Source organism: Sutcliffiella halmapala (assembly GCF_002019665.1).
GTDB classification, from domain to species: domain Bacteria; phylum Bacillota; class Bacilli; order Bacillales; family Bacillaceae_I; genus Sutcliffiella_A; species Sutcliffiella_A halmapala.
On record NZ_KV917375.1, the window covers coordinates 1373128 to 1391004 of the forward strand.

A 17877-nucleotide genomic window follows, 5' to 3' on the forward strand; every position below is an offset into this window, starting at 1 on the left:
AGCCACTTCTTCTTTGTGCATTTTTTGATTTATTTAGTAATCCACTTCTTAATAAATGGTACACGAGCGAGTTCTTCACGCTTCACTAGACCAAATAACAATAATAAAGCGATATATAAACAGCAAGTCAGTGCAATAAATAGAACGCTTCGTTGACCGAGAGAAACATCTAACAGCAAATGATCATACATCCATTTACCGCTAAGCGTACAAATCGCCATAGTAATTCCGCTCTTTACATAATCCCTCACATATAAAGAGTAAGAGAGAACCTTCATGATTGTCGCCATGTGTAAGAGTGTTACTAGCATCATCCCTATCACAATACCAAGAGCCGCGCCCATAATTCCAAAGGCTGGTTTGCTTGCAAGTACAAAGATTACGGCCGTTTTCACAAAAGCTCCGATAAAACTATTGATCATCGCAGCCTTAGCAAGGTCTAATGCTTGAAGAGTAGCTTGCAAAGGACCTTGGAAATAATAGAACAAGAAAAAAGGCGCCATTACTTTAATATAAATGGCAGCTTTACTACTTCCGTACATTAAGAGCATTATGGGGTCGGCAAAAACAAAGAGTAATACTACAGCAATCCCACCTGTCGCGAAGGACAAACGGAGTGCTTGTTGGAGTCGATGTTCGATTAGAATAGTATTTTTTTTTGCAGCCGCTTCACTTATTGCAGGAACTAAGGCGGTGGATAAGGAATAAGTAATAAAGGATGGTAGCATAAGGAGTGGAAGGGCAAACCCAACAAGCTCCCCGTATTGTTTCGTTGCAAGAGAAGTTGCAACACCAGCGATGGCTAAGCTTTGCGCTACTACAATCGGCTCAAAGAACCAGGCAATGGAACCAATCATTCTACTACCGGTAGTAGGTATCGCAATGCGCATCAAGTCGTTGAAGGTTTGCTTTCCTTCTCCAACATAACTAAAAAACTTAGCCCGTAATCGAAATTTCTTTTTGTTTTTGAAAACGAAAATCATGTAAAGTAAGGAGATTAATTCCCCAACGACAGCAGAAAGCATCGCACCGGCCGCAGCAAATTCTATTCCATAAGGGAGAAGCGCCTTTGTACATGCTGCAACTAACGAGATACGTACCACTTGCTCAATAACTTGAGAGATAGCAGAAGGCTTCATATTTTGCTTACCTTGGAAGTATCCTCGTAGAACAGAAGAGATCGCAATAATCGGGACAACTGGCGCAATAGCTAGGAGCGGATAATAAGTTCTTGGATCAGTAAACAAATGATTCGATAAATATGGAGCTAGGAGAATCATTGCTGGTGTGAAAATTAAGCTTAAGGCTCCCGTCGTTGCAAGCGAGACGACGAGGATTTTCTTTACCTTCCTGTGATTCCCCTGTGCTTCTGCCTCAGCAACAAGCTTTGAAATAGCAACAGGTAATCCTAATTGAGTGATCGTAATAGTAAGCACGAGAGTCGGAACTGCCATCATATAGAGGCCTACGCCTTCCTCGCCTATAAACCTTGCTACCACAATGCGATTAATAAACCCCAATATTCGGGTAATAAATCCAGCTATAATAAGTATTAACGTTCCCTTTAAAAAGGTTTGCTTTGTCATGCTATAACCTGCCTTCTCAATTGACGTCTTATCGTATACAATTATCTATATGCTTGTACATAGGCCAAGCATGACAAGGAATTAGTTGCTTTTTAGAGAGAAAAGTACTTCATTAATCAATATAATTTCAATAGTAGTACTAGAATGGAGGTACAAGCGATGAAAGAAACGAATTATCATGCTTATGATCTTTTCCGAAGTGACTTAACGCCTGTTTTGCAAAGCAAGCTCGAGGAATTTCAACTATTTGGCTATGATACGATATCTGAGAATGAATTATGGGAATGCTTAACGAAAAAAATGTGGAAGCGTCCAGAATCTAAGATGCTACATCAACTTGTAAATGATGTTTATAGCCTAGCGATCACTGATTACATGAGCTATATCACCATTGAAGCGTATAAAGCACCGAATTATTTTTTAGAACGGAAAGATTGAGATTCATTTTCAACAATAATTGACAGTGAGAAAGAGTTAACTCATAATGATTCTTGATGGCAAAATATTGGCTTTTTTTGAAAAAATCATTTTTAGATTTGTGCACTTTTTACATAAATAGAAAAGAGAAGACTATGTTTTCGCCAATTTATTAATTTGAAAGTAAAACTCACCCATTGTAATAACAGAAGGAGGATTTTTCGTGGTTAAAAGAAGTCGGATAGTGGCGTTCTTATTACTTCTCGTTTTGATTGGAAGTTCAATTGGAATTTTCGCCAATCCAGTAGCAAACAATACGAAGTTAGGCTTAGACTTACAAGGTGGATTTGAAGTACTGTATCAGGTTAAGCCGATTAATGAAGAGAGCACCATTGACCGTGATACACTCGTCAGCACTGTAAGTGCCCTTAATAAACGTGTGAATGTATTAGGGGTTAGTGAGCCTAGAATCCAAATTGAAGGCGATGATCGCATTCGTGTGCAGCTTGCGGGGGTTGATGACCAGTCCAAAGCGCGCGAAATATTATCGACAGAGGCGAAATTAACTTTTCGAGACATTGATGATAACTTATTGATGGATGGATCTGCCTTGGCAGAGGGGGGAGCATCCCAATCCTTTGATAGAGATAATAAACCGAGTGTTGCTCTTACTTTGCGTTCAGCTGAGCAATTTGCTGCAGTTACCCGCCAAGTTGTTGAAATGGGGCCAGGACGCAACTTAATGGTTATCTGGCTTGATTTTGAAGAGGGAGTGGACTCCTATCAAGCAGAGGCCCAAAAACAAGATCCAAAGTTTCTTTCTTCGGCAGGTGTTAGCCAAGTTTTTAATGACACCTCTGTACAAATAACCGGTGGAAACTTTACAGTCCCTTCTGCCAAAGAATTGGCGGACCTATTAAATGCTGGTTCCCTGCCTGTAGAACTAGAAGAAGTATATTCTACTTCTGTAGGAGCACAATTCGGTGAAGCTGCATTGGAGACGACAGTTCTTGCTGGTATTATTGGGATTGCAGCTATTTTCGTGTTTATGCTAGTTGTCTACCGCTTACCGGGTATCGTTGCAGTTGTGACCTTAAGCGTTTATATCTTTTTAGTTATGCTTGTTTTTAATCTTATGAATGGTGTATTGACATTACCGGGTGTAGCGGCACTTATTCTAGGGGTAGGGATGGCAGTTGATGCCAATATTCTCACCTATGAGCGCATAAGAGAAGAATTAAAATTAGGTAAGTCTACGATGTCTGCTTTCCGTTCTGGAAATAGAAATTCGCTTTCTACGATTATGGATGCAAACATAACAACCTTACTTGTAGCCGTTGTTATGTTTATCTTCGGGACAAGCTCTGTTCAAGGGTTTGCTACTATGTTAATTGTTAGTATTTTACTAAGCTTTTTAACAGCTATTGTTGGAAGCCGTTTATTACTAGGATTATTGGTGAATAGTCGTGCTTTAAATAATAAGCCACAACTATTCGGTGTGAATAAGAAGGATATATTAGATATCAATCAAACAGATGAATTTACCGAACCACCAAATAAATTCGAAAATTGGAATTTCCTAAAATATCGCAAAAAAATGCTCGTGTTCTCAGGTGTGATGGTAGTAGCCGGTATTATCATTCTAGCAGCTTTCCGGTTAAATTTAGGCATCGATTTTGCCAGTGGGACACGAGTGGAGATCTTAAGTGAAACTTCCCTAACAGTAGAAGAAGTTCAGGAAGAATTTTCTTCAATTAATCTTGAGCCAAGGGACGTCATCTTATCAGGTAATAATAGTGAAATCGCTGTTGCGCGATTTTTAGATAGCTTTTCTCAGTCAGAAATCGCACAAATTAAAGCACTTTTCTCTGAGAAATTTGGATCTGAGCCTAATATAAGTAGCGTTTCTCCGACGGTCGGTCAAGAGCTTGCGCTTAATGCAATTTATGCGGTATTAATAGCGTCTATAGGAATAATCATTTATGTATCTATTCGATTTGAATGGTTATATGCACTTGCAGCAATTGCTGCCTTGCTCTTTGATGCATTATTTGTATTAGTGTTCTTTAGCATTTCTCGTTTAGAGGTGGATATTACCTTCATTGCAGCGATTCTTACGGTTATTGGTTATTCACTGAATGATACGATTGTAACCTTTGACCGGATAAGAGAAAATCTGAAGAAGAAGAAACGAGTCAAAACTTTTGAAGATTTATCTGATGTCGTTAATCGAAGCTTACAACAGACCTTAACTCGTTCGATTAACACGGTAGCCACTGTAATGTTTGCGGTTGTTGCGTTAATGATTTTTGGAAGTGAGTCTATTCTTAACTTTTCTGTAGCTTTATTAGTTGGACTTATTGTAGGAACGTACTCTTCATTATTCGTTGCTGCACAGTTATGGTTAGTTTGGAAGCATAAACAAATGAATAAGGTGAAAAAAGCCCCTGTTGAGGATTTAGAGCCTGAGGTTTAAATAAGGAATGCCGCAGAATAGAATTATTCTGTGGCATTTTTATATATTTTAAAAGTGGGATGTTTCATTTGATTCTTAGGATGCCCTGAAAATACGATGGCCTTTTTGAACACCCTGATGATTTCCGTGCCAGCCGTTCGCTTTCCGCGGGCGGTCTCGGGAGCCTCCTCGGCGAAAGGCGCCTGTGGGGTCTCCCTTCGACTCGCATTCCCGCAGGAGTCTCACGCCTTGCACTACAATCATCAGGGAAGACGGGTTAAACATTAACGTTTAATGTGGAACTTAGTTTCGTATTTTTGTCATCCATTTTCCATAGGGTTAGTCACTTAGATAGCTAATTTCTATAAAGAAAGTTCAAGCTAAGGAAAAGAAGTGGAAGATTTCGGGTACAATAAAGGAAGAAAAGGGGTGGGAGAATGGACCATGAAGAGCGGTTTAAAAAAGCAGAATTTGCCGCTATGCTAGGGGTTGTTGGAAACATCATTTTGGCAATATTTAAAGGGTGGATTGGGGTTATTGCAAACAGCCGTGCGTTAATAGCTGATGCAGCCCACTCTGCTTCGGATGTTACGGCTTCTTTAGCTGTCTATATTGGGCTGAAAGCTGCAAAAAGACCACCGGATAAGGATCATCCATATGGTCATGGGAAAGCTGAAAATATCGCAGCGATCATCGTAGCAGTCATCTTGGTGATTGTTGGATTTGAAATCGGCAAATCATCTTTTTATGCTTTTTTTGAACCGATAGAAGCACCCAAATCGGTAGCAATCATCGCTGTCATTATTTCCATTATCGTAAAAGAAGCAATGTTCCGCTATAAATACAATTTAGGTAAGAAAATCAAAAGCGATGCCATCATCATTAATGCTTTTGAACACCGATCAGACGTTTATGCTTCCATCGCTGTTTTAATTGGAATTATTGGGGCCATCTTTGGTAAATACGTCGGTATTGATTGGTTAGTATACTTAGACCCAGTTGCTGGATTAGTTGTTGCGGTTCTTATTATACTTATGGCATGGAAATTGGGGCAAGAGTCCATTCATAATACTTTGGATCATGTGATGCATGAAGAGGATGCGGAGGAGTTTCGAGAGGTTGTCCTGACTGTTCCTGGAGTAAAAAAAATAGACGAACTTCACGCTCGAGAGCATGGTTACTATGTAATAGTTGACTTGAAAATCTCTGTTGATCCTTATATCACAGTGGAAGAAGGACACAAGATTGGAAAAGTTGTAAAGGCAAAACTTCTTGAAAATAGTGATGTGCAAGATGTTTTTGTCCATATTAATCCATATTCTGATTCATAGGATACTAAATTTTGGGGAGGGGATTAGTTGAAAACACAGTGGTATCTTTTGGCCGGAGTGGTATTTACAATCATTGTTTCAATATTTGCCGTATTGAATGTTGCGCCAGTAGAGGTTAATTTTTTATTTGGTACTGCGGAATGGCCGCTAGTTTTAGTTATTTTATTTTCTACTTTGATGGGGATTGTTATTGCAGGTTCGATTGGAATCTATCAGGTGGTTATCGTAAAAAGAAAAATGCAGCAAAAGAACCCAGAAGCACTTCTGAAGGAAAAAGAGGGAAAAGCAAAGGTGGTAAGAAAACACGGACAATAACGTCGGTGTTTTTCTTTTTTCCAATAACCTTTATTGAAGGCACTACTACTCTCTAGTATAATAGGGAGGCTAAGGGAGGAATTCGTTTGTTAGCTTCTAAATCACGTTGGAATGTAAATAAACCTAATATAGAAAATGTTCAACAACTAGCAGAATCCTTACAGATTGCTCCTCTAATTGCTTCTCTTTTAGTAAATAGGGGACTAGACGAGCTAGAGTCGGCAAAGAAATTTTTAAATACGCATGATCAGGAATTTCACGATCCTTATCTTTTAGAAGATATGGAAAAAGTCGTTAAGAGAATAGAGAAGGCCAAAGAGAATGAAGAAAAGGTATTAGTTTTCGGAGATTATGATGCAGATGGTGTGAGTAGTACCACTGTGATGGTAACGGCTCTCCGTGAGATGGGAGTAATTGTAGAATTTTACATACCTAATCGCTTTACAGAAGGGTATGGACCAAATGAAGCTGCTTTTAGACAGGCAAAGGAAAGTGGCTTTTCCGTTATCATAACGGTAGACACGGGGATATCAGCCTTAGATGAAGCTATTATTGCGAAAGAAATGGGTCTTGATTTAATCATAACAGATCATCATGAGCCAGGTCCTGTATTGCCAGATGCATTTGCTATTATTCACCCTAAAAAGGAGACATGCTCATATCCTTTCAAAGATTTAGCTGGGGTAGGAGTAGCTTATAAGGTTGCACACGCACTCTTAGGTAAGAATCCTGAGCACTTATTAGAGATTGCGGCGATAGGAACGATTGCAGATCTAGTGCCACTTGTGGATGAAAATAGACTGTTAGCTTCCAAAGGGATAAAGAAAATGCAACAAACAAAAAGGGTTGGACTTCTAGCATTGCTTCAAAAATGTGGCGTAGAGCCTCATACCATTACAGAAGAAACAATTGGTTTTTCTATTGGTCCAAGAATCAATGCTGTAGGGCGGTTGGATGATGCAGATCCCGCTGTTCATTTATTGATGACAGAAGATGTGGAAGAAGCAAAACAGCTTGCAGAAGAAATGGAAGCTTATAATAAAGAGAGACAGCAAATTGTGACACAAATTACCGAAGAAGCCATTCGACAAGTGGAGGAAAAATATTCTCCTGATGAAAATGCTTTTATTATTGTAGAAGGTTACAATTGGAATGCTGGTGTGGTCGGGATTGTTGCTTCAAGACTAGTTGACCGCTTCTATCGACCAACGATTGTCTTGAGCTTAGATGAAGAAAAAGGAATTGCCAAGGGTTCAGCCCGTTCCATTATTGGTTTTGACCTTTTTGAGAATTTATCTAGTTGTCGAGATATACTTCCACACTTTGGAGGACACCCAATGGCTGCTGGTATGACATTAAAGCTACAAGATGTCGAAGAGTTACGTACTAGAATGAACGAACGCGCAAATGAGATTTTAACAGAAGAAGATTTCACACCAATCACAGAAGTAGATATTGAGTGCGATTTGGCTGATGTAACGATTGAAACAATTGAACAATTAGAAAGACTTGCACCATACGGCGTAGCAAACCCGAAGCCTAAGGTTTTAGTAAAGAACGCTTTCCCTCAACAGATTCGTCAAATAGGGAATAAGAACAATCATTTAAAATTAGTGGTTGAAAAGGATGGAAGTTCATTAGATTGCGTTGGATTTGGTTTTGGTGAAACCTATCATCATGTATCACCAACGGCTTCGCTTGATGTTTTAGGTGAACTGGCCATTAATGAGTGGAATAATTTCAGGAAGCCTCAGCTTTTTGTGAAAGACTTGCGAGTTTTAGAATGGCAGTTATTTGATATTCGCTCTATTAAACAGTTAAATCAAGCATTACAAGGAATAGATAAAAAGAAATTACAAATACTGTTTTTTAATACGACAACAATAGAAGCACTTAAATTAGGGGAGGAATTTCTTCCTTATACTACACATGTAATAACAGGAACAGAAGTGGACTTAAATGATAAATATGTTGTTTTATTGGATATACCAAGTGAAGAAGAAATGCTAGCAAGTCTATTACAAAGTGCTAATCCTTCACGCATCTATGCTTCATTTTATCAAAAAGAAAATCACTATTTTTCGACAATCCCGACAAGAGATCATTTTAAATGGTATTATGCTTTCTTAACTAAAAAAGGGCCGTTTGATTTAACTAGATACGCAGAAGATATTGCTAAACATCGTGGTTGGTCAAAGGAAACAATAGATTTCATGTCACAGGTGTTTTTTGAACTAGAATTTGTTACAATAGACAAGGGCTTTATCGCATTGAATCATGCGGGGAAAAAACGAGATTTTGAAGAATCTCCTACTTATCGCAAAAAGCAGCAACAAGTGATGCTTGAAAACTTGTTTTTATACTCTTCATTTAAACAATTAAAAGCGTGGTTTGATACTCAGCTAACCAAACAGTGCACTGTTCATTCATAGGAGGAAAAAAGAAGATGGATTTAAAGAAATTTATCACAATCGTTCCTGATTGGCCAAAGCCAGGAATTCAATTTAAAGATATTACAACATTAATGGATAATGGCGATGCATATCGTTATGCAACAGACCAAATCGTGGAATACGCACGTGAAAAGCAAATTGACGTAGTTGTTGGACCAGAAGCTCGTGGGTTTATTATTGGTTGTCCAGTAGCATACTCTTTAGGGGTTGGCTTCGCACCAGTGCGTAAAGAAGGTAAACTTCCTCGTGAAGTAGCAAGAGTGGAGTACGGCTTAGAGTATGGAAAAGATGTTCTAACGATCCACAAGGATGCCATTAAACCAGGACAACGCGTCCTTATCACAGATGACCTTTTAGCAACAGGTGGAACCATTGATGCAACCATTAAATTAGTACAAGAGCTAGGTGGGGTGGTAGCTGGAATCGCATTCCTCATTGAGCTATCCTATTTAGATGGTCGCGATAAATTAGATGGTTTTGATATTCTAACATTGATGAAATATTAAATCATATACAGACTAGAGCAACTCTAATTTGCTCTAGTTTTTCTTATATTCCCCTCAATAACTAAACTTCTTGAACATAAAAAGAAGGGAATTACAGCTTTATTCTTGAAAATAGTCTTTATTTTACAGTGATTCCTAAAAAATATGTCGACAAATCTTTATTTTTGCCACATAAACTCTTTACATTCCCATAAAATTTCACGATAATAATTACAATATATTTTATTTAAACGTTTCAATTTTTCATACAAATAAGAGAAAGTCAAAAGGTGAGTAGAAAATGGCAAATGAGCAAGTGTTAACTGCAGACCAGGTGATAGATAATGCGAGGCGCTATTTAAAGAGCGAGGACATCGCGTTTTTAGAAAAGGCTTATGAGTTTGCTAAAAATGCTCATGCAGAACAATATCGTAAGTCAGGTGAGCCTTATATTATACATCCAATACAGGTCGCAGGAATCCTTGTAGACCTTGACTTAGATCCATCTACTATTGCTGCTGGATTTCTTCACGATGTTGTAGAAGATACTTCTGTAACATTGGATGAAATAAAAGAGGCTTTTAATGTCGAAGTTGCAATGCTTGTTGACGGCGTAACGAAACTTGGGAAAATTAAATACAAATCTCAAGAAGAGCAGCAAGCTGAAAATCATCGCAAAATGTTCGTTGCGATGGCGCAGGATATTCGAGTGATATTAATAAAACTTGCTGATCGTCTGCATAATATGAGGACGTTAAAGCATCTTCCGCAAGAAAAGCAGCGTCGTATATCTAATGAAACACTAGAAATATTTGCACCTCTTGCACATCGTTTAGGAATTTCTAAGATTAAATGGGAATTAGAAGATACTGCTTTACGTTATCTGAATCCTCAGCAATATTATCGAATTGTAAATTTAATGAAACGTAAGCGTGCAGAACGTGAACTTTATATAACAGAAGTTATGACTGAGGTAAATGAACGTTTAGATGAAGTAAGCATCGATGCGGACCTATCTGGACGTCCAAAGCACATCTATAGCATTTACCGTAAAATGGTGATGCAAAACAAGCAATTTAGCGAAATTTATGATTTGTTAGCCGTGCGTATTATCGTTAACAGTATAAAGGATTGTTATGCAGTACTTGGCATTATTCATACCTGTTGGAAGCCAATGCCTGGTCGATTTAAAGACTATATTGCAATGCCGAAACCAAATATGTATCAATCGTTGCATACAACTGTTATCGGACCTAAAGGTGATCCACTTGAAGTGCAGATACGTACTTCTGAAATGCATCAAATCGCTGAATATGGAATCGCTGCTCACTGGGCGTATAAAGAAGATAAAGTGGCAGACGAACGAGCAACTTTAGAAGATAAATTAACCTGGTTCCGCGAAATTCTCGAATGGCAAAATGATGCAACAAATGCAGAAGAATTCATGGAATCTCTGAAGATCGACCTTTTCTCTGATATGGTATTTGTCTTTACACCAAAAGGCGATGTAATTGAGCTTCCATCTGGATCTGTTCCCATCGATTTTTCTTATCGAATTCACTCGGAAATCGGTAACAAAACAATCGGTGCTAAAGTGAATGGAAAGATGGTAACACTTGATTATAAGTTAAAAACAGGAGATATTATTGAAATTTTGACATCCAAGCACTCCTATGGCCCAAGTCAGGATTGGCTAAAATTAGCGCAAACTTCTCAGGCGAAGAATAGAATTCGTCAGTTCTTTAAAAAGCAAAGAAGAGAAGAGAATGTTGAAAAAGGACGAGACCTTGTTGAAAAAGAAGTTAAGGGCATGGATTTCGATTTGAAAGAAATATTAAGCGCTGAGAACATTAATCGAGTTGCAGAAAAATTCAACTTTATGAACGATGAAGATATGTTTGCAGCAGTTGGCTATAATGGTATCACAGCTTTACAAGTTGCCAATCGTCTAACCGAAAAACAGCGTCGCAAGCGTGATCAAGAACAGCAAATAACAGATATCACAGAGAATGCTGAGAAAAAGAAAACCGTACCAGCTAAAAAGAAAAAGGATGCGGGAGTCGTTGTTCAAGGAATAGACAGTCTCTTAGTCCGTCTTTCCAAATGTTGTAATCCTGTTCCTGGTGATGAAATCGTTGGATTTATCACAAGAGGTCGTGGTGTTTCCGTGCACCGAGCGGACTGTGCTAATGTGGTAGCCGAAGGGACTAACGACCGCCTTATCGATGTAGAATGGGAAAGTGACTTTAAAGATAATCGCGAGTATAATGTGGAAATTGAAATTACAGGCTATGATCGTCGTGGCTTATTAAATGAAGTGTTACAGGCGGTTAATGAGACAAAAACAGACATAAATGCCGTTTCAGGGAGATCAGATCGCAATAAGATGGCAACCATTCATATGGCAATTGCGATTCATAATATTAGCCATTTGCATAAGGTAGTAGAGCGAATTAAGCAAATTCCTGATATTTATGCTGTGCGAAGAATTATGCAATAAGTGAGGGTTTTCCAATGAGAGTAGTGTTACAACGAGCCAAAAAGGCTGAAGTACGTGTAGATAACGAAGTAGTAGGTAAGATTGATAAAGGTTTAATGCTACTTGTCGGGGTCACTCATGAAGATTCCGTACAAGACGCAGCCTATGTCGCAGAAAAAATTGTGAACTTGCGTATCTTTGAAGATGAAAATGAAAAAATGAATCTATCCTTATTAGACGTGGAGGGCCAGATCCTTTCCGTTTCCCAATTTACATTATACGGAGATTGTAAAAAAGGAAGACGTCCAAACTTTATGGATGCAGCAAAACCAGATCATGCCCAAATGATCTATGAATTTTTTAACGAAAACCTACGTGATAAAGGGATAACTGTTGCCACTGGTGAGTTTGGTGCCATGATGGAAGTAGATTTTATTAACGATGGGCCTGTGACTTTAATCGTAGAGAGTAAATAGAGAAAACATAAAAAGACAAGTGCTGGTTTAACAGCACTTGTCTTTTTAGTTGTCTTTGAAATATTGAGCTAAGCCTTGATAAATAGCAGTCGAAGCTCTTTCTTGGAAATCACTCGAAAGCACCGTAAGCTCTTCTCCACGATTACTAATATAACCAAGTTCAAGCAATAATGATGGCTGACGATTTTCTCTTAGAACAAGGTAATTATCCTGACGGACATTGCGATCTCGTAAATTGGTTAACTGTATGAGCGATTGGTGTACATAATTTGCTAAATACTTATCAGGAGCTTGATAGTAATATGTTGTGGTCCCAGTCACACTTGAATCATCGATACTATCATAATGGATACTAATAAATGCATCAGCACCGTGATAATTAGCTGTTCGTGCTCTTGCAGGCAAGCTGACAAATGTATCATTTTGTCTCGTTAAAAAGACAGTTGCACCCGCAGCTTTTAGTTTATCCTGAAGTAATCTGGATGTACGTAGAGTCAAATCCTTCTCATATGTTCCTTGCACACCGATAGCACCCACATCTCTACCACCATGACCTGGATCAAGGACAATCACTTTATTTTTTAAGTATTGTTCCGCTCCTGCTCTAGTAATCGTTGGTGTTTGCCCTTTTGTCGCAACAATCCATCCTGCTACATATGCCTCTGTACCATCTGATAGTTCAATTTTGTACCAGTTATTCTCGATACCAATGATTGGAAAAGAATCACCTTCATTTGCTCGATAAATAACTTTAGCAGAAGTGGTAGGTTCATTGCGGATATTTGTTCCGTTATCGAGAATAATGATGCTTCCTTCCCCATTTAAGGTGGAATGGTTAACGGATAATGGTTTTTTTTCGAGGAACCAACCGGCTACCCAACCAGTTCTTCCGTTGTCATACTCGATTTCGCACCAATTATTTCTCTCACTAATGATGGTCACATTCGTACCTTCTAAAATTTGATCCACAATTTCCCCATTGAGATTAGGTTCTTCTCTAACATTTAACCCTGAAACAGATATTGTGGCACTAGTTTTACTCCCACTTTCAGAGCTTTCGTTAGAACTATTGTGATTTTCTAATTTTGCGTAGTCGTGATGAATCCATCCGGTTTTCTTGTCATAAGAAATTTTTAGCCAATTAGACCTTTTCTCTACAACATTTACTATTTTTCCTTCTGAAAGAGAATCTAGCACTTCACTCTGAGTAGATGGTTCGCTTCGAACATTCAAACCATCTGTAGTAACGGTTGCTGTTTGGTTCGTTTTTGGAGCAGGTTGATTTTCGGAATCATCTGTTGTTTCCTTCTGCTTTTTAGCATGAATACTAACAAATTCATTCGATACCCAGCCTTCTATTCCATTAGTTCTAATTTTCACCCAGTTCTCATTTTGATCGATATAGCTTACCTGGTCTGTACTGTGAATAAAGCCTACCACGTTAAAATTCGTACCTGGTCCTGAACGAACTCGCAAGTCATCGGTTAATACTTGAACTTCTGAAGAAGTATTAGAGCCCTGTGGGGTAGGGGTAGATTGGTTGTTTTCTGATACAAGATAAGTTGCTACCCAACCAGCTTTGTTGGATGTAACTTGGATCTTCAACCATTCTCCTTGAGTTTCCACAACAGGATAGGTTTCTCCCCGTACGACTTTGGAAATAATAGTAGAATTCGCGTCCGGTTTTTCACGAACATTTAGGACATCTGTTGCTACTTCAATGGTTCTATTTGCAAATGCAGCTGGGACGTCCAAAAAAGAAAAAATAGTAGTAAAAAATATAATTCCCACAATAAAAGTATGTAATTTTTGACGCAATGATGGAGCCTCCTATTTGAATGGTTAACCTTTGACTTTCTATATAATTATAAAGAAATCCTGCAAATAGTGAAAGATTTTTATAAAAAGGGGCAAGCTAGAGGTTAGTGTATAAAAAGTTTAAGCACTTTCTTAACACCGAAAAATGCTCTTATGTTAGGGAATAGCTTAAGGTCATGAGTGGCTATGCACGAATCATATTCTATTTTCGAATAAGTAATTAAGAAGGGGCGAGTCAAAATGAAATTTAGTGAAAAAAATAATCATGCATATGGAAGTAGAGATGTGTTTGGTGTGAGTTTCCATGATTTTATCGAAAAAGAGAAGGATTCTACCTACTTGGAGCTTGCTTCTGAGTTTGGAATAACAGTACGTGATGTGAAAGGTTTAAAAAAACACTTGAATCGAATTCAATAAAACCTTGACAATTGCTTTTGAATCTATATATACTAGCAAGTATCAAACTTACACATTTAAAGCATAAGTGTTCGTTCCACATAATCTAACATTAAGATATGGGAAGACATTAGAGCTAAAATAGTATGTATCAGTTTTAGTACATATAAAAGCCATTTCGGCTACATACAATCATACCAATGATGGAGAACAGTAGTTAAGATACCACTTGGAAAGAGAAGAAATGCCTTAGGCTGAAAGCATTTCCCCATGCTGACTTAATGAATGAACACTCCGTAGGATTCTTTCTGAAAAAGCATGCTATTTTTAAAGTAGAATAGCAAAAGCTCTATTAGGTGTAGAACGTTGCAGGCGTTAACTGTTTGAGTGGAAGCATAACTCAATAGCTCTCATAAGCTATTCAACCATGCTTCAATTAGGGTGGCACCACGGGAAATCAACTCCCGTCCCTTGTTTAACAATTGTTAAGCAAGGGACGGGAGTTTTTTGTATTTATTGGTAATTGGGGTCAGACCCCGTTTTACAATAAATTGAAAAAGGGGCCAGGCCCCAATTGGGAATATAAGGAGGAACTATTGATGGCGATTCAGATACCGCGTGGGACACAGGATATTTTGCCTGGTACGGTGGAGAAGTGGCAGTATATTGAAGCGAAGGCGAAGGAGATTTGCCAGCTTTATAATTATAAGGAAATTAGAACCCCGATTTTTGAGAGTACAGAGTTGTTTCAACGTGGTGTTGGAGAAACAACGGATGTGGTTCAAAAAGAAATGTACACATTTGAGGATCGTGGGGGAAGGAGCCTTACATTACGTCCTGAAGGAACAGCTTCAACTGTTCGTTCTTATGTAGATAATAAAATGTTTGGTTCTCCAAACCAACCAACCAAGCTTTATTACGTAGGACCAATGTTTAGATATGAACGCCCTCAGGCTGGACGTTTCCGTCAATTTGTCCAGTTCGGAGTGGAGGCTTTAGGAAGTAATGATCCATCCATTGATGCAGAAGTAATCGCATTAGCTGTGGAGCTATACAAAAGTCTCGGCCTACAAAAGCTTAAAGTCGTAATTAACAGTCTAGGAGATAAAGAAAGTCGACAAGCACACAGAGAGGCGCTTATTCAACACTTCCAGCCTCACATTAGCGAGTTTTGTGGTGATTGCCAAGGACGTCTAGAGAAAAATCCCCTAAGAATTCTAGATTGTAAGAAAGACCGCGATCACGAACTAATGGCAACTGCTCCTTCTATTTTAGAGTATTTGAATGAAGAGTCTAAAGAGTATTTCGATAAAGTAATTGCTTATCTATCCGCTCTAGACATCAACTATGAAATTGATCCTAACCTAGTACGTGGACTTGATTATTATTACCATACTGCTTTTGAAATCATGAGTACTTCTGAGGGGTTTGGTGCCATCACAACGCTATGTGGTGGAGGAAGATACAATGGTCTTGTTCAAGATATCGGTGGACCAGAGACACCTGGTATTGGTTTTGCTCTTAGCATCGAACGATTGATTGCAGCCATGGAAGCTGAGAAAGTTGATTTTCCAGTTGAAGAAGCGATTGATTGCTATGTGGTTGCTTTAGGAGATGCGGCAAAAGAGACAGCAGTAAAGCTTTTATTTGATTTAAGAAAAGCCGGTATCGTTGCAGAAAAAGATTATCAAGATAAAAAATTAAAGGCGCAGTTTAAAGCAGCAGATCGTCTTCAAGCAAAATACACCATTGTGTTTGGTGAAGATGAACTACAAAAAGGTGTCGTTTCTATGAAAGAAATGGAAACAGGCCAACAACAAGAAGTTGCTTTAGCAGAAGTAGTAGCATTCTTATCGGAAAAGAAAAGTGGGGAGAGATAATATATGTTAGGTAGAACATATTTTTGTGGAGAAGTACCTGAAACAGCTATTGGTGAAGTAATTGAATTAAAAGGATGGGTGCAAAAGCGTAGAGATCTTGGAGGACTTATCTTCCTGGACCTTCGTGATAGAACAGGGTTAGTGCAAATCGTTTTTAACCCAGATGTATCTTCAGATGCCTTGCAAACAGCAGAAAATGTGAGAAACGAATATGTATTATACATTAAAGGCACAGTGGTTGCTCGTGATGGGGCAACGGTAAATCCTAACCTAAAAACAGGAAAAATTGAAGTACATGCAGACGCGATAGAAGTTTTAAACGCAGCAAAAACTCCACCTTTTGTTATTGATAACAAGACAGAAGTAAATGAGGATGTTCGCTTAAAATATCGTTACCTTGACCTTCGTAGACCAGTAATGTTCGATACATTAAAAATGAGACATGAGGTTACACGATCGATTAGGGAATTCTTAAACAATCAACAATTCATTGAAGTTGAGACACCAATTTTAACAAAGAGCACACCAGAAGGAGCACGTGACTATTTAGTGCCGAGCCGTGTACATCCAGGAGAATTCTATGCATTGCCACAATCTCCGCAAATTTTCAAGCAGCTTTTAATGGTATCGGGTGTGGAACGTTATTACCAAATAGCTCGTTGCTTCCGTGACGAAGATCTGCGTGCAGATCGCCAACCTGAATTTACCCAAGTCGACATTGAGACTTCCTTCCTTTCTCAAGAAGAAATTATTGGGATGATGGAAGAGATGATGACGATGGTAATGAAGGAGGCAAAAGGAGTAGAACTTCCAGCTTCTTTCCCTCGTATTACGTACCAAGATGCAATGAATCGTTACGGATCCGATAAGCCAGATACTCGATTTGAAATGGAGTTAGTAGACCTTTCCGAGCAAGTGGTTGATTGTGGATTTAAAGTATTTACAGGAGCGGTAGCAAACGGAGGTCAAGTGAAAGCAATCAACGTAAAAGGCTCCGCAAGCAAATATTCCCGTAAAGACATTGATGCCTTAACAGAATTTGTATCTGTATACGGTGCTAAAGGGTTAGCTTGGTTAAAAGTAGAAAGTGATGGTTTAAAAGGACCTATTGCCAAATTCTTTAACGAAGAAGAACAGCAGAGCTTTATTCAAACGCTTGAAGCTTCTGAGGGTGACTTACTTCTATTCGTAGCAGATAAGAAATCAGTGGTAGCAGATGCACTTGGTGCGCTTCGCTTAAAGCTAGGAAAAGAATTAAGTCTAATTGATGAAAGCAAATATAACTTCCTCTGGGTAACGGACTGGCCATTATTAGAATATGATGAAGAAGCAGGTCGTTATTTTGCAGCCCATCATCCATTTACAATGCCAGTACGCGAAGATCTAGCCCTGCTAGACTCAAATCCTAGTGAAGTTCGAGCTCAAGCATATGACTTGGTACTAAATGGGTATGAACTAGGTGGAGGATCCCTTCGTATCTACGAACGTGACATCCAGGAAAAGATGTTTGAAGTACTAGGCTTTACAAAAGAAGAAGCAACAGAGCAATTTGGGTTCTTATTAGAAGCATTTGAATATGGAACACCTCCACATGGTGGAATTGCACTTGGCCTAGACCGATTAGTAATGCTACTTGCAGGTAGAACAAACCTTCGAGACACCATTGCCTTCCCGAAAACAGCAAGCGCAAGCTGCATTTTAACTGCTGCACCAAGCCCTGTTGCAGGTGGGCAATTAGACGAATTACATTTGTCACTAGCTGTAAAAAAAGAGTAGATTTTCCTAT

General features: G+C 38.7%; 13 protein-coding genes and 1 other annotated feature. Of the genes, 11 read left to right on the top strand and 2 right to left on the bottom strand.

The window, feature by feature from the left end:
• Positions 1 to 29: 29 nt before the first annotated feature.
• Complete coding sequence (spoVB, locus tag BK580_RS06555) at positions 30 to 1586, bottom strand: stage V sporulation protein B (RefSeq protein ID WP_078379558.1); 1557 nt, start codon at positions 1584 to 1586, stop codon at positions 30 to 32.
• 159 nt (positions 1587 to 1745) lie between these two features.
• Here spoVB and BK580_RS06560 point away from each other — a divergent pair, with 159 nt between their 5' ends.
• The 8 genes from BK580_RS06560 (at position 1746) to dtd (ending at position 11997) form a co-directional block, all read left to right on the top strand.
• Positions 1746 to 2024, top strand: a complete 279-nt coding sequence (locus BK580_RS06560; RefSeq protein WP_078379559.1) for a post-transcriptional regulator — start codon at positions 1746 to 1748, stop codon at positions 2022 to 2024.
• Between the two features lie 202 nt (positions 2025 to 2226).
• Positions 2227 to 4479, top strand: a complete 2253-nt coding sequence (gene secDF / locus BK580_RS06565) for a protein translocase subunit SecDF (protein ID WP_078379560.1) — start codon at positions 2227 to 2229, stop codon at positions 4477 to 4479.
• A 416-nt stretch (positions 4480 to 4895) separates the two neighbouring features.
• A complete protein-coding gene (locus BK580_RS06570; RefSeq protein ID WP_078379561.1) occupies positions 4896 to 5789 on the top strand; it encodes a cation diffusion facilitator family transporter in 894 nt (297 codons plus the stop codon).
• A 27-nt stretch (positions 5790 to 5816) separates the two neighbouring features.
• The gene (locus tag BK580_RS06575; protein ID WP_078379562.1) at positions 5817 to 6104 is read left to right on the top strand and encodes a LapA family protein; all 288 of its coding nucleotides are present in this window, start codon (positions 5817 to 5819) and stop codon (positions 6102 to 6104) included.
• 86 nt (positions 6105 to 6190) lie between these two features.
• Positions 6191 to 8536 (top strand): single-stranded-DNA-specific exonuclease RecJ, encoded by a 2346-nt coding sequence (gene recJ / locus BK580_RS06580; RefSeq protein ID WP_078379563.1) that lies wholly within the window; start codon positions 6191 to 6193, stop codon positions 8534 to 8536.
• Positions 8537 to 8550: 14 nt separating this feature from the next.
• Complete coding sequence (locus BK580_RS06585; protein ID WP_078379564.1) at positions 8551 to 9063, top strand: adenine phosphoribosyltransferase; 513 nt, start codon at positions 8551 to 8553, stop codon at positions 9061 to 9063.
• A gap of 280 nt (positions 9064 to 9343) precedes the next feature.
• The gene (locus BK580_RS06590) at positions 9344 to 11542 is read left to right on the top strand and encodes a RelA/SpoT family protein (protein WP_078379565.1); all 2199 of its coding nucleotides are present in this window, start codon (positions 9344 to 9346) and stop codon (positions 11540 to 11542) included.
• Positions 11543 to 11556: 14 nt separating this feature from the next.
• Positions 11557 to 11997 (top strand): D-aminoacyl-tRNA deacylase, encoded by a 441-nt coding sequence (dtd, locus tag BK580_RS06595; protein WP_078379566.1) that lies wholly within the window; start codon positions 11557 to 11559, stop codon positions 11995 to 11997.
• A 45-nt stretch (positions 11998 to 12042) separates the two neighbouring features.
• Here the strand turns inward: dtd and BK580_RS06600 are convergent, their stop codons facing one another.
• A complete protein-coding gene (locus tag BK580_RS06600; RefSeq protein WP_078379567.1) occupies positions 12043 to 13815 on the bottom strand; it encodes an N-acetylmuramoyl-L-alanine amidase family protein in 1773 nt (590 codons plus the stop codon).
• Positions 13816 to 14055: 240 nt separating this feature from the next.
• Here BK580_RS06600 and BK580_RS06605 point away from each other — a divergent pair, with 240 nt between their 5' ends.
• The 3 genes from BK580_RS06605 to aspS all read left to right on the top strand — a co-directional run bounded on the left by BK580_RS06605 (position 14056) and on the right by aspS (position 17867).
• On the top strand, positions 14056 to 14232 hold the full coding sequence (locus BK580_RS06605; protein ID WP_078379568.1) for an RNA polymerase subunit sigma-70: 177 nt from the start codon (positions 14056 to 14058) through the stop codon (positions 14230 to 14232).
• 170 nt (positions 14233 to 14402) lie between these two features.
• Positions 14403 to 14686 (top strand) — a binding site (T-box leader).
• Between the two features lie 124 nt (positions 14687 to 14810).
• The gene (gene hisS / locus BK580_RS06610; protein WP_078379569.1) at positions 14811 to 16091 is read left to right on the top strand and encodes a histidine--tRNA ligase; all 1281 of its coding nucleotides are present in this window, start codon (positions 14811 to 14813) and stop codon (positions 16089 to 16091) included.
• A 3-nt stretch (positions 16092 to 16094) separates the two neighbouring features.
• The gene (gene aspS, locus BK580_RS06615; protein ID WP_078379570.1) at positions 16095 to 17867 is read left to right on the top strand and encodes an aspartate--tRNA ligase; all 1773 of its coding nucleotides are present in this window, start codon (positions 16095 to 16097) and stop codon (positions 17865 to 17867) included.
• Positions 17868 to 17877 lie beyond the last annotated feature (10 nt).

Coding starts and splice junctions, on each gene's coding strand:
- BK580_RS06570 (WP_078379561.1), top strand. CDS start 4,896: ATGGACCATGAAGAGCGGTTTAAAAAAGCAGAATTTGCCGCTATGCTA.
- BK580_RS06605 (WP_078379568.1), top strand. CDS start 14,056: ATGAAATTTAGTGAAAAAAATAATCATGCATATGGAAGTAGAGATGTG.
- BK580_RS06590 (WP_078379565.1), top strand. CDS start 9,344: ATGGCAAATGAGCAAGTGTTAACTGCAGACCAGGTGATAGATAATGCG.
- BK580_RS06585 (WP_078379564.1), top strand. CDS start 8,551: ATGGATTTAAAGAAATTTATCACAATCGTTCCTGATTGGCCAAAGCCA.
- hisS (WP_078379569.1), top strand. CDS start 14,811: ATGGCGATTCAGATACCGCGTGGGACACAGGATATTTTGCCTGGTACG.
- BK580_RS06560 (WP_078379559.1), top strand. CDS start 1,746: ATGAAAGAAACGAATTATCATGCTTATGATCTTTTCCGAAGTGACTTA.
- dtd (WP_078379566.1), top strand. CDS start 11,557: ATGAGAGTAGTGTTACAACGAGCCAAAAAGGCTGAAGTACGTGTAGAT.
- spoVB (WP_078379558.1), bottom strand. CDS start 1,586: ATGACAAAGCAAACCTTTTTAAAGGGAACGTTAATACTTATTATAGCT.
- aspS (WP_078379570.1), top strand. CDS start 16,095: ATGTTAGGTAGAACATATTTTTGTGGAGAAGTACCTGAAACAGCTATT.